Source organism: Streptomyces sindenensis (assembly GCF_014649035.1).
GTDB classification, from domain to species: domain Bacteria; phylum Actinomycetota; class Actinomycetes; order Streptomycetales; family Streptomycetaceae; genus Streptomyces; species Streptomyces sindenensis.
Genome location: NZ_BMSG01000002.1, coordinates 110069 through 130591, shown reverse-complemented (window position 1 = coordinate 130591; position 20523 = coordinate 110069). Strand labels below are relative to the sequence as shown.

Genomic DNA, 20523 nt, shown 5'->3' with positions numbered 1-20523 from the left:
CGGGCGGGGGGCGTGCTGAGGCGGCCCTGGACGCTGCGGACCCGGCTGGTCGTGGCCGCCGTGTCCCTGATCGCTGTCGTCGCGGCCGTCATCGGGTCCGTCACCGCGATCGCCTTCCACAGCTACATGTACGGCAAGCTCGACGATCAGCTGCACTCCGTCGTCGAGCGTGCCCAACGGCCGCCCGGTCCCGTCCCGTTGCCGGAGACGCTGCGTGAGGCGGGTCCGCTCGGCTTCGTCGGCGGCGGCGGGCAGCCGCTCGGCACGTTCGGGGCGCTCGTCGACGGCGGCGGGGACGTCGCCGCGTCGAAGGTCGTCGAGGACGGCGGACTCCGCGCCCAGGAGAGCGCGAAGCCGCTGACCGCGGAGCAGCGGAGCGCGCTGGAGAAGGCCGCCCCGAAGGCCGGTGACGGCGCCCGGAGCGTCGATCTGCCCGGGCTCGGCGGCTACCGGGTCGAGGCCACGACCACCGCCGAGGGGAGCACCGTCCTCGTCGGCATCCCCAGCGCCGAGGTGAGCGGGGCGCTGACCACCCTGATCGTGGTCGAGATCTGTGTCACCGCCGCCGGGCTCATCGCCGCCTCGATCGCCGGCACCGCGCTCGTCGGGGTGGCCCTGCGGCCGTTGCGCCGGGTCGCCGCGACGGCCACCCGGGTGTCCGAACTCCCCCTGCACAGCGGCGAGGTGGCGCTCCTCGAACGCGTCCCGGACGCCGAGGCCGATCCCCGTACCGAGGTGGGGCAGGTTGGCGCGGCGCTCAACCGGATGCTGGGGCACGTCGGTTCGGCGCTCGCGGCCCGGCAGGAGAGCGAGACGCGCGTGCGGCAGTTCGTCGCCGACGCGAGCCATGAGCTGCGCACCCCGCTGGCCTCGATCCGCGGCTACGCCGAACTGACCCGCCGCGCCGGAGGGGCGGGCCCGAAGACCGGTCCCGTCACCCGGCACGCGCTGGGGCGGATCGAGTCGGAGGCGGACCGGATGACGGGCCTGGTGGAGGATCTGCTGCTGCTGGCCCGGCTGGACGCCGGACGCCCGCTCTCGTACGGCACCACCGATCTGCTGCCGCTGGTCGTGGACGCGGTGAGCGACGCGCGGGCGGCGGACCGGCGAGGAGTGGAGGGGCCGGACACCGGACCGGGCGGGGGGCACCACTGGCGGCTCGAACTGCCCGGGGCCGCCGAGCCCGTGACCGTACGCGCCGATCCCGAGCGGCTCCAGCAGGTGCTGGTCAACCTGCTCGCCAATGCCCGTACCCACACCCCGCCGGGGACCACCGTCACGGTCTCCGTGCAGCCGCCCGTACGCGGTGGGGGGCCGGTCGCGCTGGAGGTGCGGGACGACGGGCCCGGCATCCCGGCGGAGCTGCTGCCGCACGTCTTCGAACGGTTCGCCCGAGGGGACGCTTCACGGGCGCGGGGTGCGGACGGCGGCGGAGCGACCGGCTCCACCGGGCTCGGCCTCGCCATCGTGCAGGCCGTCGTCTCCGCGCACGGCGGCCTCGTACGGGTGGAATCCGCGCCGGGCCGGACGGTCTTCACGGTCGAGCTGCCGGCGGACGGCGTACCGGCGGGCGGCGTACCGATGGGCGGTGTACCGGCGGGCGGCGTACCGATGGGCGGCGTACCGGCGGACGGCGTACCGCGGACGACGACTTGATCCGCGCGGACTCACAGCTCGGGGACAGGCTCACCACACCGGCGTGACAGCGCGGTTGGCGAGCGTCGGACCATGACCACCGACAGCAGCCTCCGGAGCGGCCCCGGAACGACCGGCCGCAGCAGCAGCACGGACGGCGGGGAGGGCAGGAACGGCGGGGACGGCGGGTGCGGCGGGGGCCGCCACAACCATCTGCCCGGCCGGGAGCACCTTCCGGCCCGGCAGCCGGTCGCCGCGGCCCCCGCCGTCCCCGTGCTCGACGTCGTCGTCCCCGTGTACAACGAGGAGAAGGACCTCCGCCCCTGCGTCGTCCGCCTCCACGCCCATCTCGCGCGGACCTTCCCGTACCCCTTCCGCATCACCGTCGCCGACAACGCCAGCACGGATGCCACCCCGGCCGTCGCCGCCGCGCTCGCCGCCGAGCTGCCCGGGGTGCGGTACGTCCGGCTGGAGGAGAAGGGGCGCGGACGGGCTCTGCGGACGGTGTGGTCGGCCTCCGACGCCCCGGTCCTCGCCTATATGGACGTCGACCTCTCCACCGATCTCAACGCGCTCCTCCCGCTGGTCGCCCCGCTGATCTCCGGCCACTCCGACCTGGCCATCGGATCGCGGCTCGCCCGGAGTTCGCGGGTGGTGCGGGGAACGAAGAGGGAACTCATCTCGCGCGCCTACAACCTGATCCTGCGCTCGTCCCTCGCCGCCGGGTTCAGCGACGCCCAGTGCGGGTTCAAGGCGATCCGGCGCGAGGTCGCCGAGCGGCTGCTGCCTATGGTGGAGGACAGCGGCTGGTTCTTCGACACCGAACTGCTGGTCCTCGCCGAGCGGGCCGGGCTGCGCATCCACGAGGTGCCCGTCGACTGGATCGACGACCCCGACTCGACCGTCCACATCGTGCGGACAGCCACCGAGGACCTGAAAGGCGTGTGGCGGGTGGGGCGGGCGCTGGCCGTCGGCGCGCTGCCGCTGGACCGGCTGGCCCGGCCCTTCGGGGACGATCCGCGCGACCGGGCGCTGACCGGGGTGGAGCGCCAACTGGCCCGCCAGCTCATCGGATTCTGTGCCGTGGGGGCCCTCTCCACCCTCTTCTATCTCGCCCTCTACTCCCTCTTCCGGCTCGGCGCCGGCCCGCAGCTCGCCAATGGCGGCGCGCTGTTCGTCTCCGCCGTCGCCAACACCGCCGCCAACCGCCGGCTCACCTTCGGGGTACGCGGCCGGAGCGGGGCCGTCCGCCACCAGGCCCAGGGCCTGGTCGTCTTCGCCATCGGCCTCGCGCTGACCAGCGGTTCCCTCGCGGCGCTCGGCGCGGCCGCCGGATCGCCCTCGCACGGCACGGAGCTGGCCGTGCTGATCACCGCCAACCTCGCGGCCACCGTGCTGCGCTTCCTGCTCCTGCGCGCCTGGGTCTTCCCGGCCGGCACCCTCCCCGCCCCCGCCCCAGCCCCCGCCCCGGCCCCGGCCCCCGCCCCCGCCGCCGCCCCGGCCCCGGCCCCGGCCCTCCCCGACTCCGAGGACGTCCGATGACCACGATCACCACCATCGCAGCACCTCCGGAACCCGGTTCTGCCCCCGCACCCGGCCCCGCATCCGGTGGCCGCTGGGCGCGCCCCGCGCTGTACGGTCTGCTGCTTGCCGTCGGCCTCGCCTACTTCTACAACCTCAGCGCCTCCGGTTACGCCAACTCCTTCTACTCCGCCGCCGTTCAGGCGGGCAGCCAGAGCTGGAAGGCGCTCTTCTTCGGCTCGCTGGACTCCGCGAACGCGATCACTGTCGACAAGCCCCCGGCGGCCCTCTGGCCGATGGCCCTCTCCGTCCGGCTCTTCGGGCTCAACTCCTGGGCGATCCTGGCCCCTCAGGTTCTGATGGCCCTTGCCACGGCGGCTGTGCTCAACTCCGCCGTACGCCGTCGCTTCGGGCCGGTCGCCGGGCTGATCGCGGTCGGGGTCTTCGCGCTGACGCCGGTCGCCGCGCTGATGTTCCGCTTCAACAACCCGGACGCGCTGCTGGCGTTGCTGATGACCGTCACCGTGTGGTGCGTGCTGCGGGCACTGGAGCAGGGGCGGACGAAGTGGCTGCTGTGGGCGGGGGCGGCGGTGGGACTCGCGTTCCTCGCGAAGACTCTCCAGGCGTTCCTGATCCTGCCGCCGCTGGCGGTGCTGTACGCGGTGTGCGCCCCCGTTCCCGTACGGAAGCGGATCGGCCAGCTCGCGCTCTCCGCCCTGACGACGGTGGCCGTCGGTGGCTGGTGGGTCGCGATCGTCGAGCTGATGCCGGCGTCGTCGCGGCCGTACGTCGGCGGCTCGCAGAACAACTCCTTCCTGGAGCTGACCTTCGGCTACAACGGGCTCGGCCGCATCAACGGCGAGGAGACCGGAAGCGTCGGCGGCGGCGGGGGCCGTGGCGGCGGTGGCTGGGGCGAGACGGGCATCGGGCGGATGTTCAACTCCGAGGTCGGCGGCCAGATCGCCTGGCTGCTCCCGGCCGCGCTGGTCCTGCTGGTGGCCGGTCTCTGGCTGACCCGGAAGGCGGGACGCACGGACTCCGCTCGGGCGGCGTTCATCGCCTGGGGCGGTGCGCTGGTCATGACCGCCGCGGTGTTCAGCTTCATGGCGGGGATCTTCCACCAGTACTACACGGTGGCCCTCGCCCCGTACGTCGCCGCGCTGGTCGCCATGGGGGTGGCGGTGCTCTGGGAGGAGCGGTCGGCCCGGTGGCCGCGCGCGGTGCTCGCGGGCACGGTCCTCGCGACGGTGCTCTGGGCGTACGTCCTGCTCGGCCGCACCCCGGACTACCTGCCGTGGCTGCGGTGGGCGGTGCTCGCGGGCGGGACCGTCGGCGCGATCGGGCTGCTGGTCGTCGGGCGGTTCGGCGGCCGGGGTCTGGCCGTCGCCGTGGTGGGGCTGAGCTGCGCGGCGTCGCTGGCGGGGCCGACGGCGTACACCGTCTCCACCCTGAACAGCGGTCACCAGGGCTCGATCGTGACCGCCGGTCCCTCGGCGGGCGGGTTCGGCACGGGCGGCCCCGGGGGCGGCGGCCGGCCCGGTGGGCCCGGCGGCGGTGACGGCGGGCAGCGCGGCGGCATGCGGCAGCAGCCTCCCGGCCAGGGGCAGGGCCAGTTCCCGGGGCAGGGCCAGGGCCAGTTCCCGGGTCAGGGCCAGGGCAACCAGCAGGGCAGTGCACCGGGAGGCACGCCCACCGCACCCGGCGGCACGGGTGCGGGAGCAGCCGCGGGTCCAGGCGCCGTCCCCGGCTTCGGCGAAGGCATGAGGGGCGGAGGCGGCGGCATGGGCGGTCTGCTCAACGGCGCGACCGTCGACGCCGAGGCCGAGGCCCTCCTGGCGAAGGGCGCGGACGACTACACCTGGGTCGCCGCGGCCATCGGCGCTCAGAACGCGGCAAGCTACCAACTCGCCACCGGCGAACCGGTGATGGCGATCGGCGGTTTCAACGGAAGCGACCCGTCGCCGACGCTCGACCGGTTCAAGAAGTACGTGGCGGACGGCAGGATCCACTACTTCGTCTCGGGCGGCGGCATGGGCGGGGGGCCCGGTGGTTCCTCCGGGACCTCCTCCCGGATCTCCTCCTGGGTGACGGAGAACTTCACCGAGGTCTCCGTCGGCGGCGCCACGTTCTACGACCTGACGCGGCCCACGAGTTGATGAGCCAGGGCGTACGCGGCCGGGTGGGGGACCGGGATCAGAACCCGGCCGCGTACGTCCAGAAGTCCCGCATCACCGCGGGCGCGGCCGGTCCGCTCATCTCCATCTGGGTGAGCAGGACGGCGACCGTGCCCGTGGCCGGGATGACGTGGGCCGTGGTGCCGGTGCCGCCGACCCAGCCGTAGCGGCCGAGCACGTTCCAGGGGGCGGTGATCTCGACGTCCACCGCGCCGCCGAACCCCCAGCCCTGGCCCTCCGTGAACAGCCCGCTGGCGGCGCGCTGCTGAGGGGTCAGGTGGTCGGTGATCATCTGGCGGACGGACTCGCCGGCCAGGACCCGGTCCCCGGTGTCGTTCAGCCCCTCGGCGAGCAGCATCCGGCCGAAGGCCCACCAGTCGTCGACGGTCGAGACGAGGCCCCCGGCGCCGGACGGGAACGGAGGCGGGCTGCTCCACTGCCCGTCCGGAGCGTCGATCAGCTCGGGCTCGCCCCCGCCCCCGACACCGTTCCTGCCACCGCCCTCACCCTCGCCACCGTCCCCGCCTTCGCCTCCGCCCGCCCCGGCCCGGTAGTAGCCGGTGAACCGGTCCAGCGCGGCGGGCTCCACCCAGAACCCGGTGTCCTTCATGCCGAGGGGCTCGAAGATCCGCTCCGCCAGATACGCGGGCAGCGGCCGGTCGGCGACCCGGGCGATGAGCACGCCGAGGATGTCGGAGCACGTGTTGTAGAGCCAGCCGTCGCCCGGCTGGTGCAGCAGCGGGAGGCGTGACAGCTCGGCCATCCAGGCGTCCGGGGCGAGCACGGCCTGCGGCTGCGGCGGGCCCTGCTTCAGGTCCTCGAACAGCGGGGCGACGGCCGGGAGCGAGAAGTCGGACGGGAAGCCGTAGCCGGCCCGGAAGGTCAGCAGGTCCAGGAGGGTGATCGGGCGGACGGCCGACACCACGTCGTCGACCGGGCTCTGCGGGGTCCGGACGACCAGGGGCGAGGCGAGCTCGGGCAGCCAGGCCGCGACCGGGTCGGCGGGGGCGATCAGGCCGTCGTCGACGAGCGTCATGGCGGCCGCGGCCACGATCGGTTTGCTGATCGAGGCGAGGCGGAACAACGAGTCCCGCCGCATCGGCGCGGACCCGGCGAGGCAGGCCGTACCGGCCGACACGACCTCGACCCGCTCGCCCCGGGCGACCAGCGCCACCGCGCCCGGCATCGACCCTTCGGCGATGTGGGTGTCCAGCAGTTCGTGCAGGGTGGTGGTGGTCATGACCATCCTTCGTCCGTCCGGTACCGCGTGGTCCTTCGCGGCGACCCTCGATGAGGAGGACGCACCCCAGCCGCAAAAGGAAGCATTCGAGCCGAAAAAGGAGACTCCGGGAGCGCCCTGAAGTCATCGCCCCGGCGTCACCGCCTCCGTAACAGCAGGTCCGCCACCACTGCCCGGTGATCGGACGCGAGGCTCTGAGGCACCCATGCCTTTCGCACGCCGATCCTGTCCTCCGACACCGCCACGAAGTCGATCCGCTTGACCGGGTTCCGGGCGGGGAACGTGGGCGCGCCCGGGTCGGCGTCCGCCAGTTCCCGCCACAGCGGGGCCAGCTCGGGGGCGGCGGGTTCCGCGTTGAAGTCGCCGAGCAGGATCTTGGGGTCCCGGTCCTCGGCCATGATCCGCCGGGTGTCGGCGACCTGGGCGACGCGGACGGCGGGGTCCGGGCGGTAGTCGAGGTGGGTCACGTACACGTGCACCGGCAGCCCCCGTACCCGTACGACGACCTCGCCGAACCCCGGGGCGGGCGCGGGCACCGGGCTCGGGTCCTGGGTCGAGAGACGGGTGATCTCGTGGTTCTCGGCGCTCATGATCCGGTGCCGCGAGAGCACGGCCACCCCGTACTCGGCCCGGGGCCCGTCCGGTTCGGCCGGGTCGAGGCTGTAGATCGGCGCGAAGGAGACGTACATCCGCAGCCGCCGGGCCAGTTCACCCGCGAGATCCCGCCACTGGCTGCGGGAGCCCCAGTGCCGGTCGACCTCCTGAAGGCCGATCACATCGGCGTCCAGTGAGCGGATTTCGGCCGTCTGGCGGTCCAGGTCGAAGACGCCGTCCATGCCCGCCCCGGCGTGGATGTTGTACGTGGCCACCCGCAGCGGCAGGCCCCGGCCGCCGGCCCCGCCCGGTTCACCGGAGGGGGAGCGGGGGGCCGACGCGGTAGCGGCGGGCGGTGCGAGGAGCGCCCCCAGGAGGGAGGCGGTGAGGAGGAGTTGAGGGATGCGAGACGAATGGCGACGCAGCGACATGACTCTCCCGAGGGCCGGAAATCGCGCACTTTGTCAGAAAACTTGCCGGCAAGCTTGTCAGGTAAGCGTCGAGAACCGTACCGCCGGGCCACCCGTCGGGTCCCGGCGGCGCGACCGGCCGGCTCCACGGAAATCGACTTGTACGTCGTACGGGGCTGCCTTACGGTGTACAAGACAGGGTCCCGTACACCGTACAACCAGCGCTGGCCGCACCGCCGCCGCCGGCCGGACCGCCACGGGCCACCGCCCCATGGAGACCCAGGAGCCCGTATGACGGCGCCCGCCGCAGAGCGACCCGACACCTCCCACCAGGGACATCCGCAACGCTGGCTGATCCTCGGCGTCATCTGCCTGGCCCAGCTCACGGTGCTGCTCGACAACACCGTCCTGAACGTCGCGATCCCCTCCCTCACCTCGGAGCTGCACGCGTCCACCGCCGACGTGCAGTGGATGATCAACGCCTACTCGCTCGTCCAGGCGGGTCTGCTGCTCACCGCGGGCAGTGCGGCGGACCGCTACGGGCGGAAGAGGATGCTGATGGTGGGCCTCGCCCTGTTCGGCCTCGGTTCGCTCGTGGCCGGGCTCGCCCAGTCCTCCGGCCAGCTCATCGCGGCCCGCGCCGGGATGGGCGTCGGCGGTGCGCTGCTGCTCACCACGACGCTCGCCGTCGTGGTCCAGATCTTCGACGACGTCGAACGCGTCAAGGCGATCGGCATCTGGTCGACCGTCTCCTCCCTCGGTTTCGCGGCGGGCCCGCTGTTCGGCGGGTTCGTCCTCGACCACTTCTGGTGGGGCGCGATCTTCCTCATCAACATCCCGGTCGCCCTGATCGCCCTGGTCGCCGTCGTCCGGCTCGTACCGGAGTCGAAGTCCGGCCAGGGGCAGCGCCCCGACCTGCTGGGAGCCCTGCTCTCCACGATCGGTATGACCGCCGCCGTCTTCGCGATCATCTCCGGGCCCGAGCACGGCTGGGACTCCGGCCGGGTGCTGCTGACCGCGTTCCTCGGCGTCGCCGTGCTGGCCGGGTTCGTGCTGTGGGAGCTGCACATCCCGAACCCGATGCTCGATATGCACTTCTTCCGGAACCAGAAGTTCACCGGCGCGGTGGCGGGCGTGATCCTGGTCGCCTTCGGGATGACCGGCTCGCTCTTCCTGCTCACCCAGCACCTGCAGTTCGTCCTCGGGTACGGGCCGCTGGAGGCGGGGCTCCGGACGGCCCCGATGGCGCTCACCGTGGTCGCCCTCAACCTCACGGGCCTGGGCGCGCGGATGGTCCGGAAGTACGGCACTCCCCTCGTCATCGGGGCGGGGATGAGCTGCCTGGCGGCCGGCCTCGTCGCCATCGCGGTGCTCGGCGGGGGCGACGGCGGGTACGGCGGCATGCTGTTCGGCCTGATCGTGATGGGTGCGGGCGTCGCCCTCGCCATGCCCGCGATGGCCAACGCCATCATGAGCGCCATCCCGCCGGAGAAGGCCGGCGTGGGCGCGGCGGTCAACGGCACGCTCGCGGAGTTCGGCAACGGGCTCGGGGTCGCGGTGCTCGGCGCGGTCCTCAACGCCCGGTTCGCCGCGCTCGTACCGGCCGCCGTCGGCGCCGCCTCGCTGCCCGCGGCCCTGGCCGCCGCCGACGGGCCCGCCGCGCGGGCCCGGATCGAGGACGCGTTCGCGGCGGGCCTGGAGACCAGCCAGCTCGTCGGTGCGGTGGCGGTGCTGGCGGGTGGCCTGCTCGCCGCGCTGCTGCTGCGCCGGGCCGAGCGGGTGGAGGCGGCGGACGCGTCGGTGGAGAAGCCGGAGTCCGATGCTTCGCAGGCGGGGGACCGGGCAGAATCCACGGGACCGGCGGCATAGCATCGGATACGACGCGCGTACCGGACCGTCAGCGTCCGGTACGCCGTCTCCCGGCGGGCCCGCACGGCCCGGCGTTCGGCAGGACCGCTCGGTGGCCGATCCGAGCACGACGAGGAGTGTGCGCCATGGTGTCCGGGCCCGGTTGCGAACCCGATTCCCCGTCTGAGCCGACGTCAGGGGCTGTGCCCGCGCCCGAATCCGCGCCGGGGCCGAAACCCTCTCCCGCTTCCGCCCCGCCCGGCGGCTCGAAGGGCGCCGCCGTGCGGACCAGCGTGTGGCTGGGCCGCACGGCCCCCTCGCGCTCGCGCCGGACCGAGTCCCCGGCGGGTCTGGACCGCAACCGGATCACCGAGGCGTCGGTGCGGCTGCTGGACGCCGACGGGCTCGCCAAGTTCTCGATGCGCCGCCTCGCCGCCGAGCTGGACGTCACCGCGATGTCCCTCTACTGGTACGTCGACACCAAGGACGACCTCCTGGAGCTGGCGCTCGACTCGGTGTACGCCGAGATCGACCGGCCCGGCGAGGGCGCCGACTGGCGGGACCGGCTGCGGGAGCTGGCCCGCAGCTACCGCGAACTCCTCGTCCGCCACATCTGGATCTCGCCGCTGGCCGGGACGTTCCTCAACATCGGCCCGAACTCCATGCTGTTCTCGTACGCCGTCCAGGACGTGATCCGGGACACCGGTCTGCCCCTGGAGCGGCAGACGGGCGCGCTCTCGGCGGTCTTCCAGTTCGTGTACGGATTCGGCACCGTCGAGGGCAACTTCAAGGCGCGGTGCGATGCGACCGGGCTCACCCAGGACGAGTACCACCAGCGGGCGATGGGCACGATCCGCGCGGAGCCGCACCTGCGGGAGATCTCCGACTACTCCGACGAGATCATGTCGGCCCGGGGCGGCGAGACGGTCGAGGAGATGCGCGAGCGGGACTTCGTCTTCGCGCTGGACCTGGTGATCGCGGGCATCGAGGCGGTCCGCGACCGGTCGGGTTCCCCGGCCCAGTAGCCGCGTGTCGACGGGGCAGTGGCTCCCCGGCTCCTCAGTAGCCGCGTCCCGTGTCCACCGTCAGCCCGGGGCGGCGGCCCGCCGTCACGTCGTCCCAGCAGGCGGCGAAGTCCACGGCGATGTCCTCGTCGGTGGTGATCCCCGCGGAGTGCGAGGTGATGACCGTACGGGGAAGCTTCCACACGGGGTCCTGGGGCGCGGCCGGTTCCGCGGGCAGCACGTCCAGTACCGCGCGCCGCAGCCGGCCGTCCCGCAGCGCCGCCTCCAGCGCCCCCATGTCCACGGTCGCGCCGCGCCCCACGTTGACGAACGTCGCCCCGCGCAGCGCCGCGAACCGCTCGGCCCCGAAGAAGCCCTCCGTGGCGGCCGTCAACGGCAGGGTGGAGATCACCCAGCGGGCCTCACCCAGCACCCCGGCGTCCTCGGCGGCCCCGATCACCCGGTCGAAGCCCGGCGGCACCACGCGGTCGGTGCCCGGCGCCGGCCCGTACCGCGCGGTGCGGGCGACGCCCACGGTCCGCACCCCGCAGGCCCCGAGCAGCCGCCCCACCGCCGCGCCGATGCGGCCGGTGCCGTAGACCAGGGCGGTCCGCCCGGCGACGAGCTCCGAGGGGAGGCGCTCCCAGTGCGCGCGGGCGTGCCGTTCGGCGAACTCCGGTACGGACTGGGCCTCGGCGAGCATCCAGCCCAGGACGTACTGGGCGATCCGCTCGCCCATCCGGCCCACGGTCCGGGTCAGGAGCGCCGGGGCGGGCCAGGGGCCCCCGGCGAGCAGCGGGTCCGTCCCCGCGTTGACGCTGTGGAACCAGAGCAGCCGGTCCGTCCGCAGGGCGTCGGGCAGCGCGTCGCCCACGCAGAGGAGGGGAGCGTCGGGCGGGGGCGGAACGTTGCTCAGGGGCTCCGCGCGCCGCCCGGTGATCCGCTCCAGCTCCCGTACGAGGCCGGCGTCCAGCGAGGGCGCGACCAGCAGCCGGGCCAGGGCCAGGGCATCGGCGGCGGGCAGCGGCGGGGGCGGGACGGGCAGCCCGCACGCGAGAAGCGAGTGAGGCTGTACGGAGCTCTCGCTCATCGCGCGATCAGCTCCCCGGGGCCAGATGAGCCGGGAAGCCGCCGGTGGCGACGGGGCCCCAGCGCTCGGGGGTGACCCGGATGATCGACTTGCCCTGCTTCAGCATCGCCGCCCGGTACTCGTCCCAGTCCGGATGCTCCCCCGAGATGTTCCGGAAGTACTCCACGAGCGGCTCGACCGAGTCCGGGGCGTCGATGACCTCCGCCGCACCGTCGACCTGCACCCACGGCCCGTCCCACTCGTCCGACAGCACGATCACGCTGACCCGCTCGTCGCGCCGCGCGTTGCGGGTCTTGGCGCGCTCGGGGTACGTCGACATGACGATCCGCCCCGCGTCGTCCACGCCGCAGGTCAGCGGGGAGCCCTGGGGGCGGCCGTCGGCCCGGGTGGTGAGCAGGACCGCCCGGTGCCGGGGGCGTACGAACGCCAGCAACTCATCCAGGTCCACGGCGGTGTTGGTCGCGATGTTCGGTGCCATGCCCACCACCCTACGACCGGGCCGTGCGGCCGTCCGGGACGCGCCTCGCCCCCGGCCGGAGCGCGGCGCGTCCCGGTCCACGACCGGCGCGGGGCGGCCCGGGTCACGCCATGGGCAGCGCCTCGCCCTGCACCGCCTGGATGTCCAGCTCCACGCGCAGGGTCGTGCCGATCGCGGAGATGCCCGCCTGGACGACCTGGTTGTAGTTCATCGCGAAGTCGTCGCGGCGCAGTTCGGCGGTGGCGTGGAAGGCCGCGCGCACCCCGCCCCACGGGTCGGGCCCGGTGCCGAGGTAGGTCAGGTCCAGGTCGACGGGGCGCGAGACGCCGTGCATGGTCAGTTCGCCGTGCACGGTCCAGCGGTCGGGGCCCGCCGGGTCCAGCGCGGTGGAGCTGTAGGCGATCTCCGGGTACCGGTCCACGTCCAGGAAGTCCGGCGAGCGCAGGTGCTTGTCCCGCATGCCGTTGCCGGTGTCGATGCTGGCCGCCCTGATCACCGCGTCGACCCGGGAGCGCCCCACCTCCTCGGCGATCTCGATCCGGCCGCCGAAGTCGGTGAACCGGCCGTGCACGCTGGAGATCCCCAGGTGCCGGGCGACCGCGCCCACCGAGGAGTGCGCGGGGTCCAGGGACCAGGCGCCCGGCGGCGGCAGCTCCACCCCGCCCTGCCGGGCCAGCACGATCTGCCCGGCCTCGATCCGGCCGCTCGCGGTGACGAGGGCGGTGGAGGCGGCGGGGGCGTACCCGACCGCCGTGACGATCACCGTGTACGCGCCGGCCGTCAGGGCGCCGTCCGTGCGGACGGCCCCGTCCTCGTCGGCCGCGGCCCGCAGCACCTGGGCGCCGGTCATGTCGGTGACCGTCACGACGGCGTGCTGGACCGCCCAGCCGTCCCGCGTCCGTACCTGTGCGCGAAGTCCCATCCGTATCTCTCCCAGAAGCCCTAGCCCGATGACCCGACGGAACGTGGGGGTCACATGAGTCGGGCCCCGGGGCGGTCACGGTCGGCCGTCCCCTGCCTGCCGTACCCGCCACCGGGGCCCTTATCCACCCGGTCGCGACAGCCTCTCCGCTGGAAGTGCCGCCCGACCAGGGGTCTTCGCGATCCCTTCACGTGCGCACGCGCTTTTCACGTGCGCACGCGCTTTTCACGTGCGCACGCGCTTTTCACGTGCGCACGCGCTTTTCACGTGCGCACGCGCCTTTCCTGCGCGCGGGGGCCGTGAGCAGGCGAGCACGTGAGGGATCGTCACTCGCCCGGGTGGGCGAGCTCGATGTCGTGCCCGTCGACTCCCGTACCGCTGACGGTGAGGGAGCCGGCCACCGGCGGGTAGCCGGTCGCGATGACCGCGTACTCGCCCGCGTCCAGGTCGGTGAAGGCGTACGCCCCGTCCTCGCCGGTCGTCGCGGTGGCGACCACGTTGCCCGCCGCGTCGATCAGGGTGACCCGGGCGTCGGCCAGCGGACGCCGGGCGGACCCGGCCCGCACGGTGCCCCGGACCAGCGCACCGGACCGCAGCGCGGCCTCGACGCGGGTGACGCCCTGGGCGCCGATGTCCACCGGCAGCGCCAGCGGACGGAAGCCGGCCGCGTTGACCGCGACGGTCACGGAACCCGGGACCAGCTCGCCGAAGGCGAACTCACCGGTCGGGCCGGACGCGCCGGTGGCCAGTATGTCGCCCCGGACGTCGGTCACGATGACCATCGCCCCGTCGACGGGTGTGCCGGACTCGGCGGCCCTGACGGTTCCGGCCAGTCCGCTCGTGCCGGACAGCAGGATGTCGAAGGCCAGCGGCTCCTCGCCGACGACCACCGTGGACGCCTGCGGCTGGAAACCGTCGGCGGAGGCGATCAGGACGTAACTGCCGGAACCGGGGGCGTCCAGGGTGTAGCCGCCGTCGGTCCGGGCCACGGAGCGGCCGAGCTGCCGGCCGCCCAGCGAGATCAGGGTGACGGCCGCGCGGGCGACCGGGGCGCCCTCCGCACCGCGCACCACACCGTGGACGGGGGTGCCCTGGATGGTGTCGGTGGCGTCCTGAGGGGTCTTCGCCATGTCGACCGAGGTGACCCCGGCCGCGCCCTCGGAGACCGGACCGGCCGCGCCGACGGCGGCGGGTACGGGGACCTCGGCCGTCTCGACGGCGGCCGGAGCCTGGTCCGAACCCTGGTCCGAGCCCTGGTCCGACGTCTCGGTGGGGCCGTCGTTCGCCGCGCTGGTCTTCAGGGCGACCTCCTTGATGAAGATCGTCACGATGAAGGCGACGAGCGCGGCCGGCGCGGCGTACAGGAAGACGTCGCCGACGCCGTGCCCGTACGCGGCCTCCATGACCAGCCGGAGCGGCTCGGGCAGCTTGTCCAGGTCGGGGATGCCCCCGCCGCCGGTACCGCCGTGGCCGAGCGCGGCGCCCTCGGGGCCGAGCGCGGCGAGGCCGTCCTTGACGTAGTGGGTGACCCGGTTGCCGAGGACCGCGCCGAGCGCCGAGACACCGATCGCGCCGCCGAGGGAGCGGAAGAAGGTGACGACGGAGCTGGCGGAACCGAGGTCCTCGGGAGCGACCTGGTTCTGCGTGGCGAGGACCAGGTTCTGCATCATCATGCCGATGCCGAGGCCCATGACGAACATGAAGACCGCGACGTGCCAGTACGGGGTGTCATAGCGGATCGTGCCCAGCAGCCCGAGCCCGGCCGTGACCAGGAAACCGCCGGTGACCAGCCACGCCTTCCAACGCCCGGTCTTGGTGATGACCTGGCCGGAGATCGTCGAGGAGAGGAAGAGCCCCGCGATCATCGGGATGGTCATGACGCCGGACATCGTCGGCGACTTGCCGCGCGCCAGCTGGAAGTACTGGCTGAAGAAGACGGTGCCCGCGAACATCGCGATGCCGACGAACAGCGAGGCGATCGAGGCCAGTGTGATGGTGCGGTTACGGAAGAGGCGCAGCGGAATGATGGGTTCCTTGGCCCGCGACTCGATGAACACGAAGATCAGGCCGAGCAGGACCGAGCCCGCGACCATGACGTACGTCTGCCACGACAGCCAGTCGTACTTGTCGCCCGCGAAGGTGACCCAGACCAGCAGCAGGGAGACGGCGGCGCTGATGAAGAACGCGCCGGCCCAGTCGACCTTGACGCCCTCGCGCTTGACGACGGGGAGTTTCAGGGTCTTCTGGAGCACGATCAGCGCGATGACCGCGAAGGGCACGCCGACGTAGAAGCACCAGCGCCAGCCCATCCAGCTGGTGTCGGTGATGACTCCGCCGAGCAGCGGGCCGCCGACGGTGGCGACGGCGAAGACCGCGCCCAGGTAGCCGCTGTAGCGGCCGCGCTCGCGCGGGGCGATCATCGCGGCCATGACGATCTGCGCCAGGGCGGAGAGACCGCCGACGCCGATGCCCTGGACGACGCGGCAGGCGATGAGCATGCCGCTGCTGGTGGAGAGACCGGCGACGACCGAGCCCAGGACGTAGATGACCAGGGCTATCTGGACCAGCAGCTTCTTGCTGAAGAGGTCGGCGAGCTTGCCCCAGAGCGGGGTGGTGGCTGTCATGGCCAGCAGCGAGGCCGTCACGACCCAGGTGTAGGCGCTCTGGCCGCCGCCGAGGTCGGAGATGATCTCGGGCAGGGCGTTGGAGACGACCGTCGACGACAGGATCGCGACGAACATGCCGAGCAGCAGCCCGGTCAGTGCCTCCATGATCTGCCGGTGTGTCATCGGCGTGCCGTCGGAGGCGCCGGAGGCGTTGCCGCCGCCGTGGCCTCCGTGCTTGGCGTGGCCGCCCCGCACACCGGTGGGTGTGGTCGTAGCCATTGAGTTCCTTATCCGTGCGTATTTGCTTCTGTTACACAGGTGTACGGGCGTGAGCCTCGTCGCCGAGGCCGGTCCTGCACTCGCCGGTGTGACGTCCGGGGACGCAGCCACCGGAGCCGCGACAGGCGAAGCTGTCGCGCAGCCGGGACAGCAGCGCGATGAGCCGGCCGACGTCGTCGTCGGACCAGTCCTGGAGGTTGTGGGCGAACACCTCGGTGGTCCGCCGGGTCAGTTCGTCGAGCTGTGCGTGCCCGCCGGGGGTCAGCCGCAGGATGCGGGACCGCTTGTCCGCCGGGTCCGCGGACCGTTCGATCCAGCCGCGATCGGCCACATGGGCCACGTGGCGACTGGTCACCGACATGTCCACGGACAGCAGCTCGGCGAGCCGGCTGATCCGCATCTCGCCGTGCCGGTCCAGGAGGGTCAGTACGGCGGCGGATCCCGCGGGGCACTCGGGGGGCAGCGCGCGGGCGAGCCCCCTCTTGACGGCCCCGACGGCGCTGAGCTGTCGGGCCAGTTCCTCGTAACTACTCCGTGCGGCCACGGGAACCCCCAGCACGCTGACGAGATGTTGTTGCTTAGGGCAACGATAGAAGCTGTTGGTTGCTACAGGCAAACGAAAACGGCCTTGCAGAAGTAAAGGAACGCAAAAGCCTCCGTAGGGTCGAGGTCAAGCGCGCGCGCCGCCGCTCTCTCGCCCCGCCGTCCGTGGCGATTTTCGGACGATCTTCAGGGGCGCCGCCGCAGGTAGGGCGGGGTGCCCGGGTGCCCCCGGGGGTTGGGCCGGAGGGCCGAGTTCGCTAGGGTCCTGCCCCATGGCACACAACCCCCACGCCCCTCAGCCGGGCCCCGAGGGCAACCACGACCCGGCGGGCAGCACGCAGATGTTCCGCGCCTTCGTCGACGAGGGCGAGCCGCAGCGCCGGCAGCAGCCCGCGGCGACCTCGTCCGGGCCGAGGGCCGGGGTGATCGCGGCCGTGATCGCGGTTGTCGTCGTCCTCGGCGCGGTGGCCTGGCTCGCAATGGGCTGACGAGCCGCCGTACGACGGCACGGCCGCACGACAGCACGCCGAGACGCCGCACACCGTCGGGGAGTCCCGGCGTCACTTCCGACGTCATTCCCACACGGCGGAGACGTCCTGGGTCTCCACGCGCATCCCCAGCGGGACCCGCCAGGACTCCACACAGACGGTGTAGGTCTTCGAGCGCGTGGAGCCCGCGCCGATCGGGGCGGGCAGGGGCTGGGACGAGGTGATGGTCGCCCAGTCGACGCCGAGGGCGCCGATGATGTGCGTGGCGAAGGTGACGGTCCCCGAGCGCGCCGGGGAGCCTCCGGTGTTGCGGAACTCCACGGTCACCTTCTCGCACCACCGCTTGTCCGCCGCCGCGCGCTGCGGGGCGCTCAGCGTGAGCGCGGCCGGGCTCGCGGGCGGCGGGGGAGGCTTCGGAGTGCTGGGTGCGCCGGGGCTCGGAGACGGCTGCTTGCCGGGGCTGCCGGGGCCCGGAGACGACGGATCGCCGCCGCCGCCCGGCTTCGCGGGCGCGGAGGGCGCTGCGGGCTGCGAGGCGGCCTTCCCCGGCCCGTCGGACGAACCGGCCGCCTGACGCCCGCTCAAAGCCCCGCCTGACCCGTCCTGGGGTCCGCCGGGCCCGCCGGCCCCCGGGGAACCGGCGCTCGGAGGCGTACCGGGGCCCGGCGACGTACCACCGCCACCGCGCCCCCTGCCCCCAGCGCCGCCGCTCCCTCTCTCGTTCCCGCTCTCGTTCCCGTCGAGGGGCGTGAGCGTCACGTCGCCCGACGGGCGGCCGTCCGGGGGAGACTCAGAGCCTCCGGTGGCCGCGCCCACGGCCGTGTAACCGTCACCCGGTCCGCTGCCGCAGCCGGACAGCAGGCCGGTGCCCAGGCAGAGCGCGGCCGCCGAGGCGGCGATGGCGGTGCCTCGGCGGCCGATGGAGCCGCATGACTGACGTCGCATCGCGTCAGTGTGTCTGACGCGTCGTCACATCAGAACCCCGGTGAACCGGTTTTCCCGTTCTCGGGCTGCCGGTCCTCCTGTTCCGCCGGCTCCTCAGTCGGCGATGAGCCCTTCCCTGAGCTGGGCGAGCGTGCGGGTCAGCAGCCGGGAGACGTGCATCTGGGAGATGCCGACCTCCTCGCCGATCTGCGACTGGGTCATGTTCGCGAAGAAGCGGAGCATGATGATCTGGCGCTCGCGCGGGGCGAGTTTGGCCAGCAGCGGCTTGAGGGACTCGCGGTACTCGACGCCCTCCAGCGCCGTGTCCTCGTACCCGAGGCGGTCCGCGAGGGAGCCCTCGCCACCGTCGTCCTCGGGGGAGGGGGAGTCCAGCGAGGAGGCGGTGTAGGCGTTGCCGACGGCGAGGCCGTCGACCACGTCCTCCTCGGAGACCCCGAGCGCACGGGCCAGCTCCGGGACGGTCGGCGAGCGGTCGAGCTTCTGGGCGAGCTCGTCGCTGGTCTTGGTCAGGGCGAGCCGCAGCTCCTGGAGGCGGCGGGGGACCCGCACGGACCAGGAGGTGTCGCGGAAGAAGCGCTTGATCTCGCCGACGACGGTGGGCATGGCGAACGTCGGGAACTCGACGCCGCGTTCGCAGTCGAACCGGTCGATCGCCTTGATCAGGCCGATCGTGCCGACCTGGACGATGTCCTCCATCGGCTCGTTGCGGCTGCGGAACCGCGCCGCGGCGTACCGCACCAGCGGGAGGTTCAGTTCGATCAGTGTGTCCCGCACATAGGTCCGCTCCGGACTGTCCGTTCCGTCGGGTCCCGAGGCGGGGCCGAGCGCGGCGAGCCGCAGGAACAGGGAGCGGGACAGTGTGCGGGTGTCGATGGCTTCCGGCGAGCTGGTGAGCACGGCGGGTGCCGGCACGCTCTTCGTGAGCGTGAGCACCTTCGAGCTGCCCTGTTCTTCGGACATGCCACCCCCTTGAGGTCGCGGACGGTCGCGGTGGCCGCGACCATCGGAGGAACGCAGCCTCCACCTGAATACCGGAGGCGGGGCTGCGGCAAACGCGCTTCGAGCAGAATGTCACATGTCGGCAACACGCTGTAGTGACATGTCGACAAGTCAGCGACGAATCCGCCCTGGAAACAGGGGGTGTAGCCCTTTTATGCCGTCAGAACTGCTCTGTGGACGGTCTACCCGTTCCGGTTACGCCTCGATCCTGTTTGCGGATCTCAGTCGGGCGAAACTTCGGGCGAGGAGCCTTGACACATGCATCTGCGAGACGCCCAGCTCGGCGCTGATCTGAGACTGGGTCAAGTTGCTGTAGTAGCGCAGCAGAAGGATGCGCTGTTCGCGCTCGGGAAGCTGGACGAGGAGGTGCCGGACGAGGTCGCGGTGTTCGACGCCCGCGAGCGCGGGGTCCTCGTAACCGAGCCGGTCCAGCAGCCCGGGCAGCCCGTCGCCCTCCTGGGCGGCCTCCAGTGAGGTCGCGTGGTACGAGCGCCCGGCTTCGATGCAGGCCAGCACCTCGTCCTCGGAGATCTTCAGCCGCTCGGCGATCTCGGCGGTGGTCGGGGACCGCCCGTGAGCGGTCGTCAGGTCCTCGGTGGCGCCGGTGACCTGGACCCAGAGTTCGTGCAGTCGGCGGGGGACGTGGACGGTGCGCACGTTGTCGCGAAAGTAACGTTTGATCTCGCCGACGACGGTGGGCATCGCGAACGTGGGGAACTGGACGCCGCGCTCCGGGTCGAACCGGTCGATGGCGTTGATCAGCCCGATCGTGCCGACCTGGACGACGTCCTCCATCGGCTCGTTGCGGCTGCGGAAGCGCGCGGCGGCGTACCGGACGAGAGGGAGGTTCGCCTCGATGAGGGCGGCCCGGACCCGGCGGTGTTCCGGAGTGCCCGGCTCCAGGTTCTTGAGCTGACCGAAGAGGACCTGTGTGAGCGCCCTGGTGTCGGCGCCGCGAGCCCTGGCGGGCCGCGCCGAGGGGTCCGGGGTCTCGGTCTGGATGTCGTCCTCGGCCTGGACGGGCGGGACGGCCTGGGGAGGCACATGAGGTGCTGTACTGGCCGGCACGGTGACGCCACCCCTTTGCGGTCAACTAGTCAACTACGGTCAACTCATCCGTCAAAAGCGGTCATAGCATCACAAGACATGTCCACTGTGTGCAAGCACCTCATAGTGCCGTGTTGACGGCATACGGGTTTAAACGGGACAAAGAAACCCCCCGCCTGCACGGCGAGGGGTCGGCGGAACCGGACGGGCCGGTCTCCGTTGGTGTGATCAGAAGGGGTAGTCCGCGATCACCCAAGTGGCGAACTCGCGCCACTGTCCGGCGGCGGCCTGGTGGGCCGGGTGCTCGATGTACCGCTTGAGGGCGTCCTCGTCGGCGACGGCGGAGTTGATGGCGTAGTCGTACGCGATCGGCCGGTCGGTGATGTTCCAGGCGCACTCCCAGAACTCCAGCTCCGGGACCTGCCCGGCCAGTTCCCGGAAGGCCCGGTCCCCGGCGACGACCCGCGGGTCGTCCCGCTCGACGCCGTCGTTCAGCTTGAAGAGGACCAGGTGGCGGATCATCGGGCGGCTCCTACTTCACCAGTTCTGACATGAAGTCACCGACGCTCTGCGCGGCGGTGGAAATGCCTTCGAACCCTACCTGGACCAGTTCGGCGGCCCGCTCGGGAGACATGATGATCGTGTACAGCACGAAGACCACCAGCATGTAGATGATGATCGTCTTTGCCTTGGCCACAAT

Annotated in this window: 18 protein-coding genes; 6 read left to right on the top strand and 12 right to left on the bottom strand. The window is 72.6% G+C overall.

Annotated features, from left to right (window positions below; translation table 11 throughout):
• Nucleotides 1-12 precede the first annotated feature (12 nt).
• The 3 genes from IE145_RS03855 to IE145_RS03845 all read left to right on the top strand — a co-directional run bounded on the left by IE145_RS03855 (nt 13) and on the right by IE145_RS03845 (nt 5312).
• On the top strand, nt 13-1656 hold the full coding sequence (locus IE145_RS03855; protein ID WP_189518816.1) for a sensor histidine kinase: 1644 nt from the start codon (nt 13-15) through the stop codon (nt 1654-1656).
• A 72-nt stretch (nt 1657-1728) separates the two neighbouring features.
• The gene (locus tag IE145_RS03850) at nt 1729-3177 is read left to right on the top strand and encodes a bifunctional glycosyltransferase family 2/GtrA family protein (protein ID WP_189518814.1); all 1449 of its coding nucleotides are present in this window, start codon (nt 1729-1731) and stop codon (nt 3175-3177) included.
• Nucleotides 3174-5312, top strand: a complete 2139-nt coding sequence (locus tag IE145_RS03845) for an ArnT family glycosyltransferase (RefSeq protein ID WP_189518812.1) — start codon at nt 3174-3176, stop codon at nt 5310-5312. Before IE145_RS03850 ends, IE145_RS03845 begins: the two co-directional genes overlap by 4 nt.
• A gap of 37 nt (nt 5313-5349) precedes the next feature.
• Here the strand turns inward: IE145_RS03845 and IE145_RS03840 are convergent, their stop codons facing one another.
• Both IE145_RS03840 and IE145_RS03835 read right to left on the bottom strand, forming a co-directional pair.
• The gene (locus IE145_RS03840; protein WP_189518810.1) at nt 5350-6570 is read right to left on the bottom strand and encodes a serine hydrolase domain-containing protein; all 1221 of its coding nucleotides are present in this window, start codon (nt 6568-6570) and stop codon (nt 5350-5352) included.
• A 137-nt stretch (nt 6571-6707) separates the two neighbouring features.
• Nucleotides 6708-7595: an endonuclease/exonuclease/phosphatase family protein gene (locus IE145_RS03835; protein ID WP_189518808.1), complete on the bottom strand. Its 888-nt coding sequence runs from the start codon at nt 7593-7595 to the stop codon at nt 6708-6710.
• A gap of 270 nt (nt 7596-7865) precedes the next feature.
• Between IE145_RS03835 and IE145_RS03830 the strand changes: the two genes are divergently transcribed.
• Nucleotides 7866-9443 (top strand): DHA2 family efflux MFS transporter permease subunit, encoded by a 1578-nt coding sequence (locus IE145_RS03830; protein ID WP_189518806.1) that lies wholly within the window; start codon nt 7866-7868, stop codon nt 9441-9443.
• A 260-nt stretch (nt 9444-9703) separates the two neighbouring features.
• Nucleotides 9704-10447 carry a TetR/AcrR family transcriptional regulator gene (locus tag IE145_RS03825; RefSeq protein WP_189518804.1) on the top strand — a complete coding sequence of 248 codons (744 nt, stop codon included), beginning with the start codon at nt 9704-9706 and terminating at the stop codon, nt 10445-10447.
• 34 nt (nt 10448-10481) lie between these two features.
• Here IE145_RS03825 and IE145_RS03820 read toward each other — a convergent pair whose 3' ends face one another.
• The 5 genes from IE145_RS03820 to IE145_RS03800 all read right to left on the bottom strand — a co-directional run bounded on the left by IE145_RS03820 (nt 10482) and on the right by IE145_RS03800 (nt 16345).
• A complete protein-coding gene (locus tag IE145_RS03820; RefSeq protein ID WP_229825295.1) occupies nt 10482-11516 on the bottom strand; it encodes an NAD(P)-dependent oxidoreductase in 1035 nt (344 codons plus the stop codon).
• A gap of 7 nt (nt 11517-11523) precedes the next feature.
• Nucleotides 11524-11994: a PPOX class F420-dependent oxidoreductase gene (locus IE145_RS03815; RefSeq protein WP_006126114.1), complete on the bottom strand. Its 471-nt coding sequence runs from the start codon at nt 11992-11994 to the stop codon at nt 11524-11526.
• A gap of 103 nt (nt 11995-12097) precedes the next feature.
• The gene (locus IE145_RS03810; RefSeq protein ID WP_189518802.1) at nt 12098-12916 is read right to left on the bottom strand and encodes a YceI family protein; all 819 of its coding nucleotides are present in this window, start codon (nt 12914-12916) and stop codon (nt 12098-12100) included.
• Nucleotides 12917-13242: 326 nt separating this feature from the next.
• Nucleotides 13243-15705, bottom strand: a complete 2463-nt coding sequence (locus tag IE145_RS03805; protein WP_506005038.1) for an MFS transporter — start codon at nt 15703-15705, stop codon at nt 13243-13245.
• 127 nt (nt 15706-15832) lie between these two features.
• On the bottom strand, nt 15833-16345 hold the full coding sequence (locus IE145_RS03800) for a MarR family winged helix-turn-helix transcriptional regulator (RefSeq protein ID WP_069737694.1): 513 nt from the start codon (nt 16343-16345) through the stop codon (nt 15833-15835).
• A gap of 271 nt (nt 16346-16616) precedes the next feature.
• On the opposite strand from IE145_RS03800, the gene IE145_RS03795 reads away from it, so the two are divergent.
• A complete protein-coding gene (locus IE145_RS03795; protein ID WP_189518798.1) occupies nt 16617-16832 on the top strand; it encodes a hypothetical protein in 216 nt (71 codons plus the stop codon).
• A gap of 84 nt (nt 16833-16916) precedes the next feature.
• Here the strand turns inward: IE145_RS03795 and IE145_RS33840 are convergent, their stop codons facing one another.
• The 5 genes from IE145_RS33840 to IE145_RS03770 form a co-directional block, all read right to left on the bottom strand.
• Nucleotides 16917-17417 carry a hypothetical protein gene (locus IE145_RS33840; RefSeq protein WP_308427794.1) on the bottom strand — a complete coding sequence of 167 codons (501 nt, stop codon included), beginning with the start codon at nt 17415-17417 and terminating at the stop codon, nt 16917-16919.
• 453 nt (nt 17418-17870) lie between these two features.
• Nucleotides 17871-18737 (bottom strand): RNA polymerase sigma factor SigF, encoded by an 867-nt coding sequence (locus IE145_RS03785; protein WP_189518794.1) that lies wholly within the window; start codon nt 18735-18737, stop codon nt 17871-17873.
• Between the two features lie 234 nt (nt 18738-18971).
• Nucleotides 18972-19844, bottom strand: a complete 873-nt coding sequence (locus tag IE145_RS03780) for an RNA polymerase sigma factor SigF (protein WP_189518792.1) — start codon at nt 19842-19844, stop codon at nt 18972-18974.
• A 207-nt stretch (nt 19845-20051) separates the two neighbouring features.
• Nucleotides 20052-20345, bottom strand: a complete 294-nt coding sequence (locus tag IE145_RS03775) for a Dabb family protein (RefSeq protein WP_006126122.1) — start codon at nt 20343-20345, stop codon at nt 20052-20054.
• 10 nt (nt 20346-20355) lie between these two features.
• A complete protein-coding gene (locus IE145_RS03770) occupies nt 20356-20520 on the bottom strand; it encodes a hypothetical protein (protein ID WP_006126123.1) in 165 nt (54 codons plus the stop codon).
• Between the last annotated feature and the right edge of the window lie 3 nt (nt 20521-20523).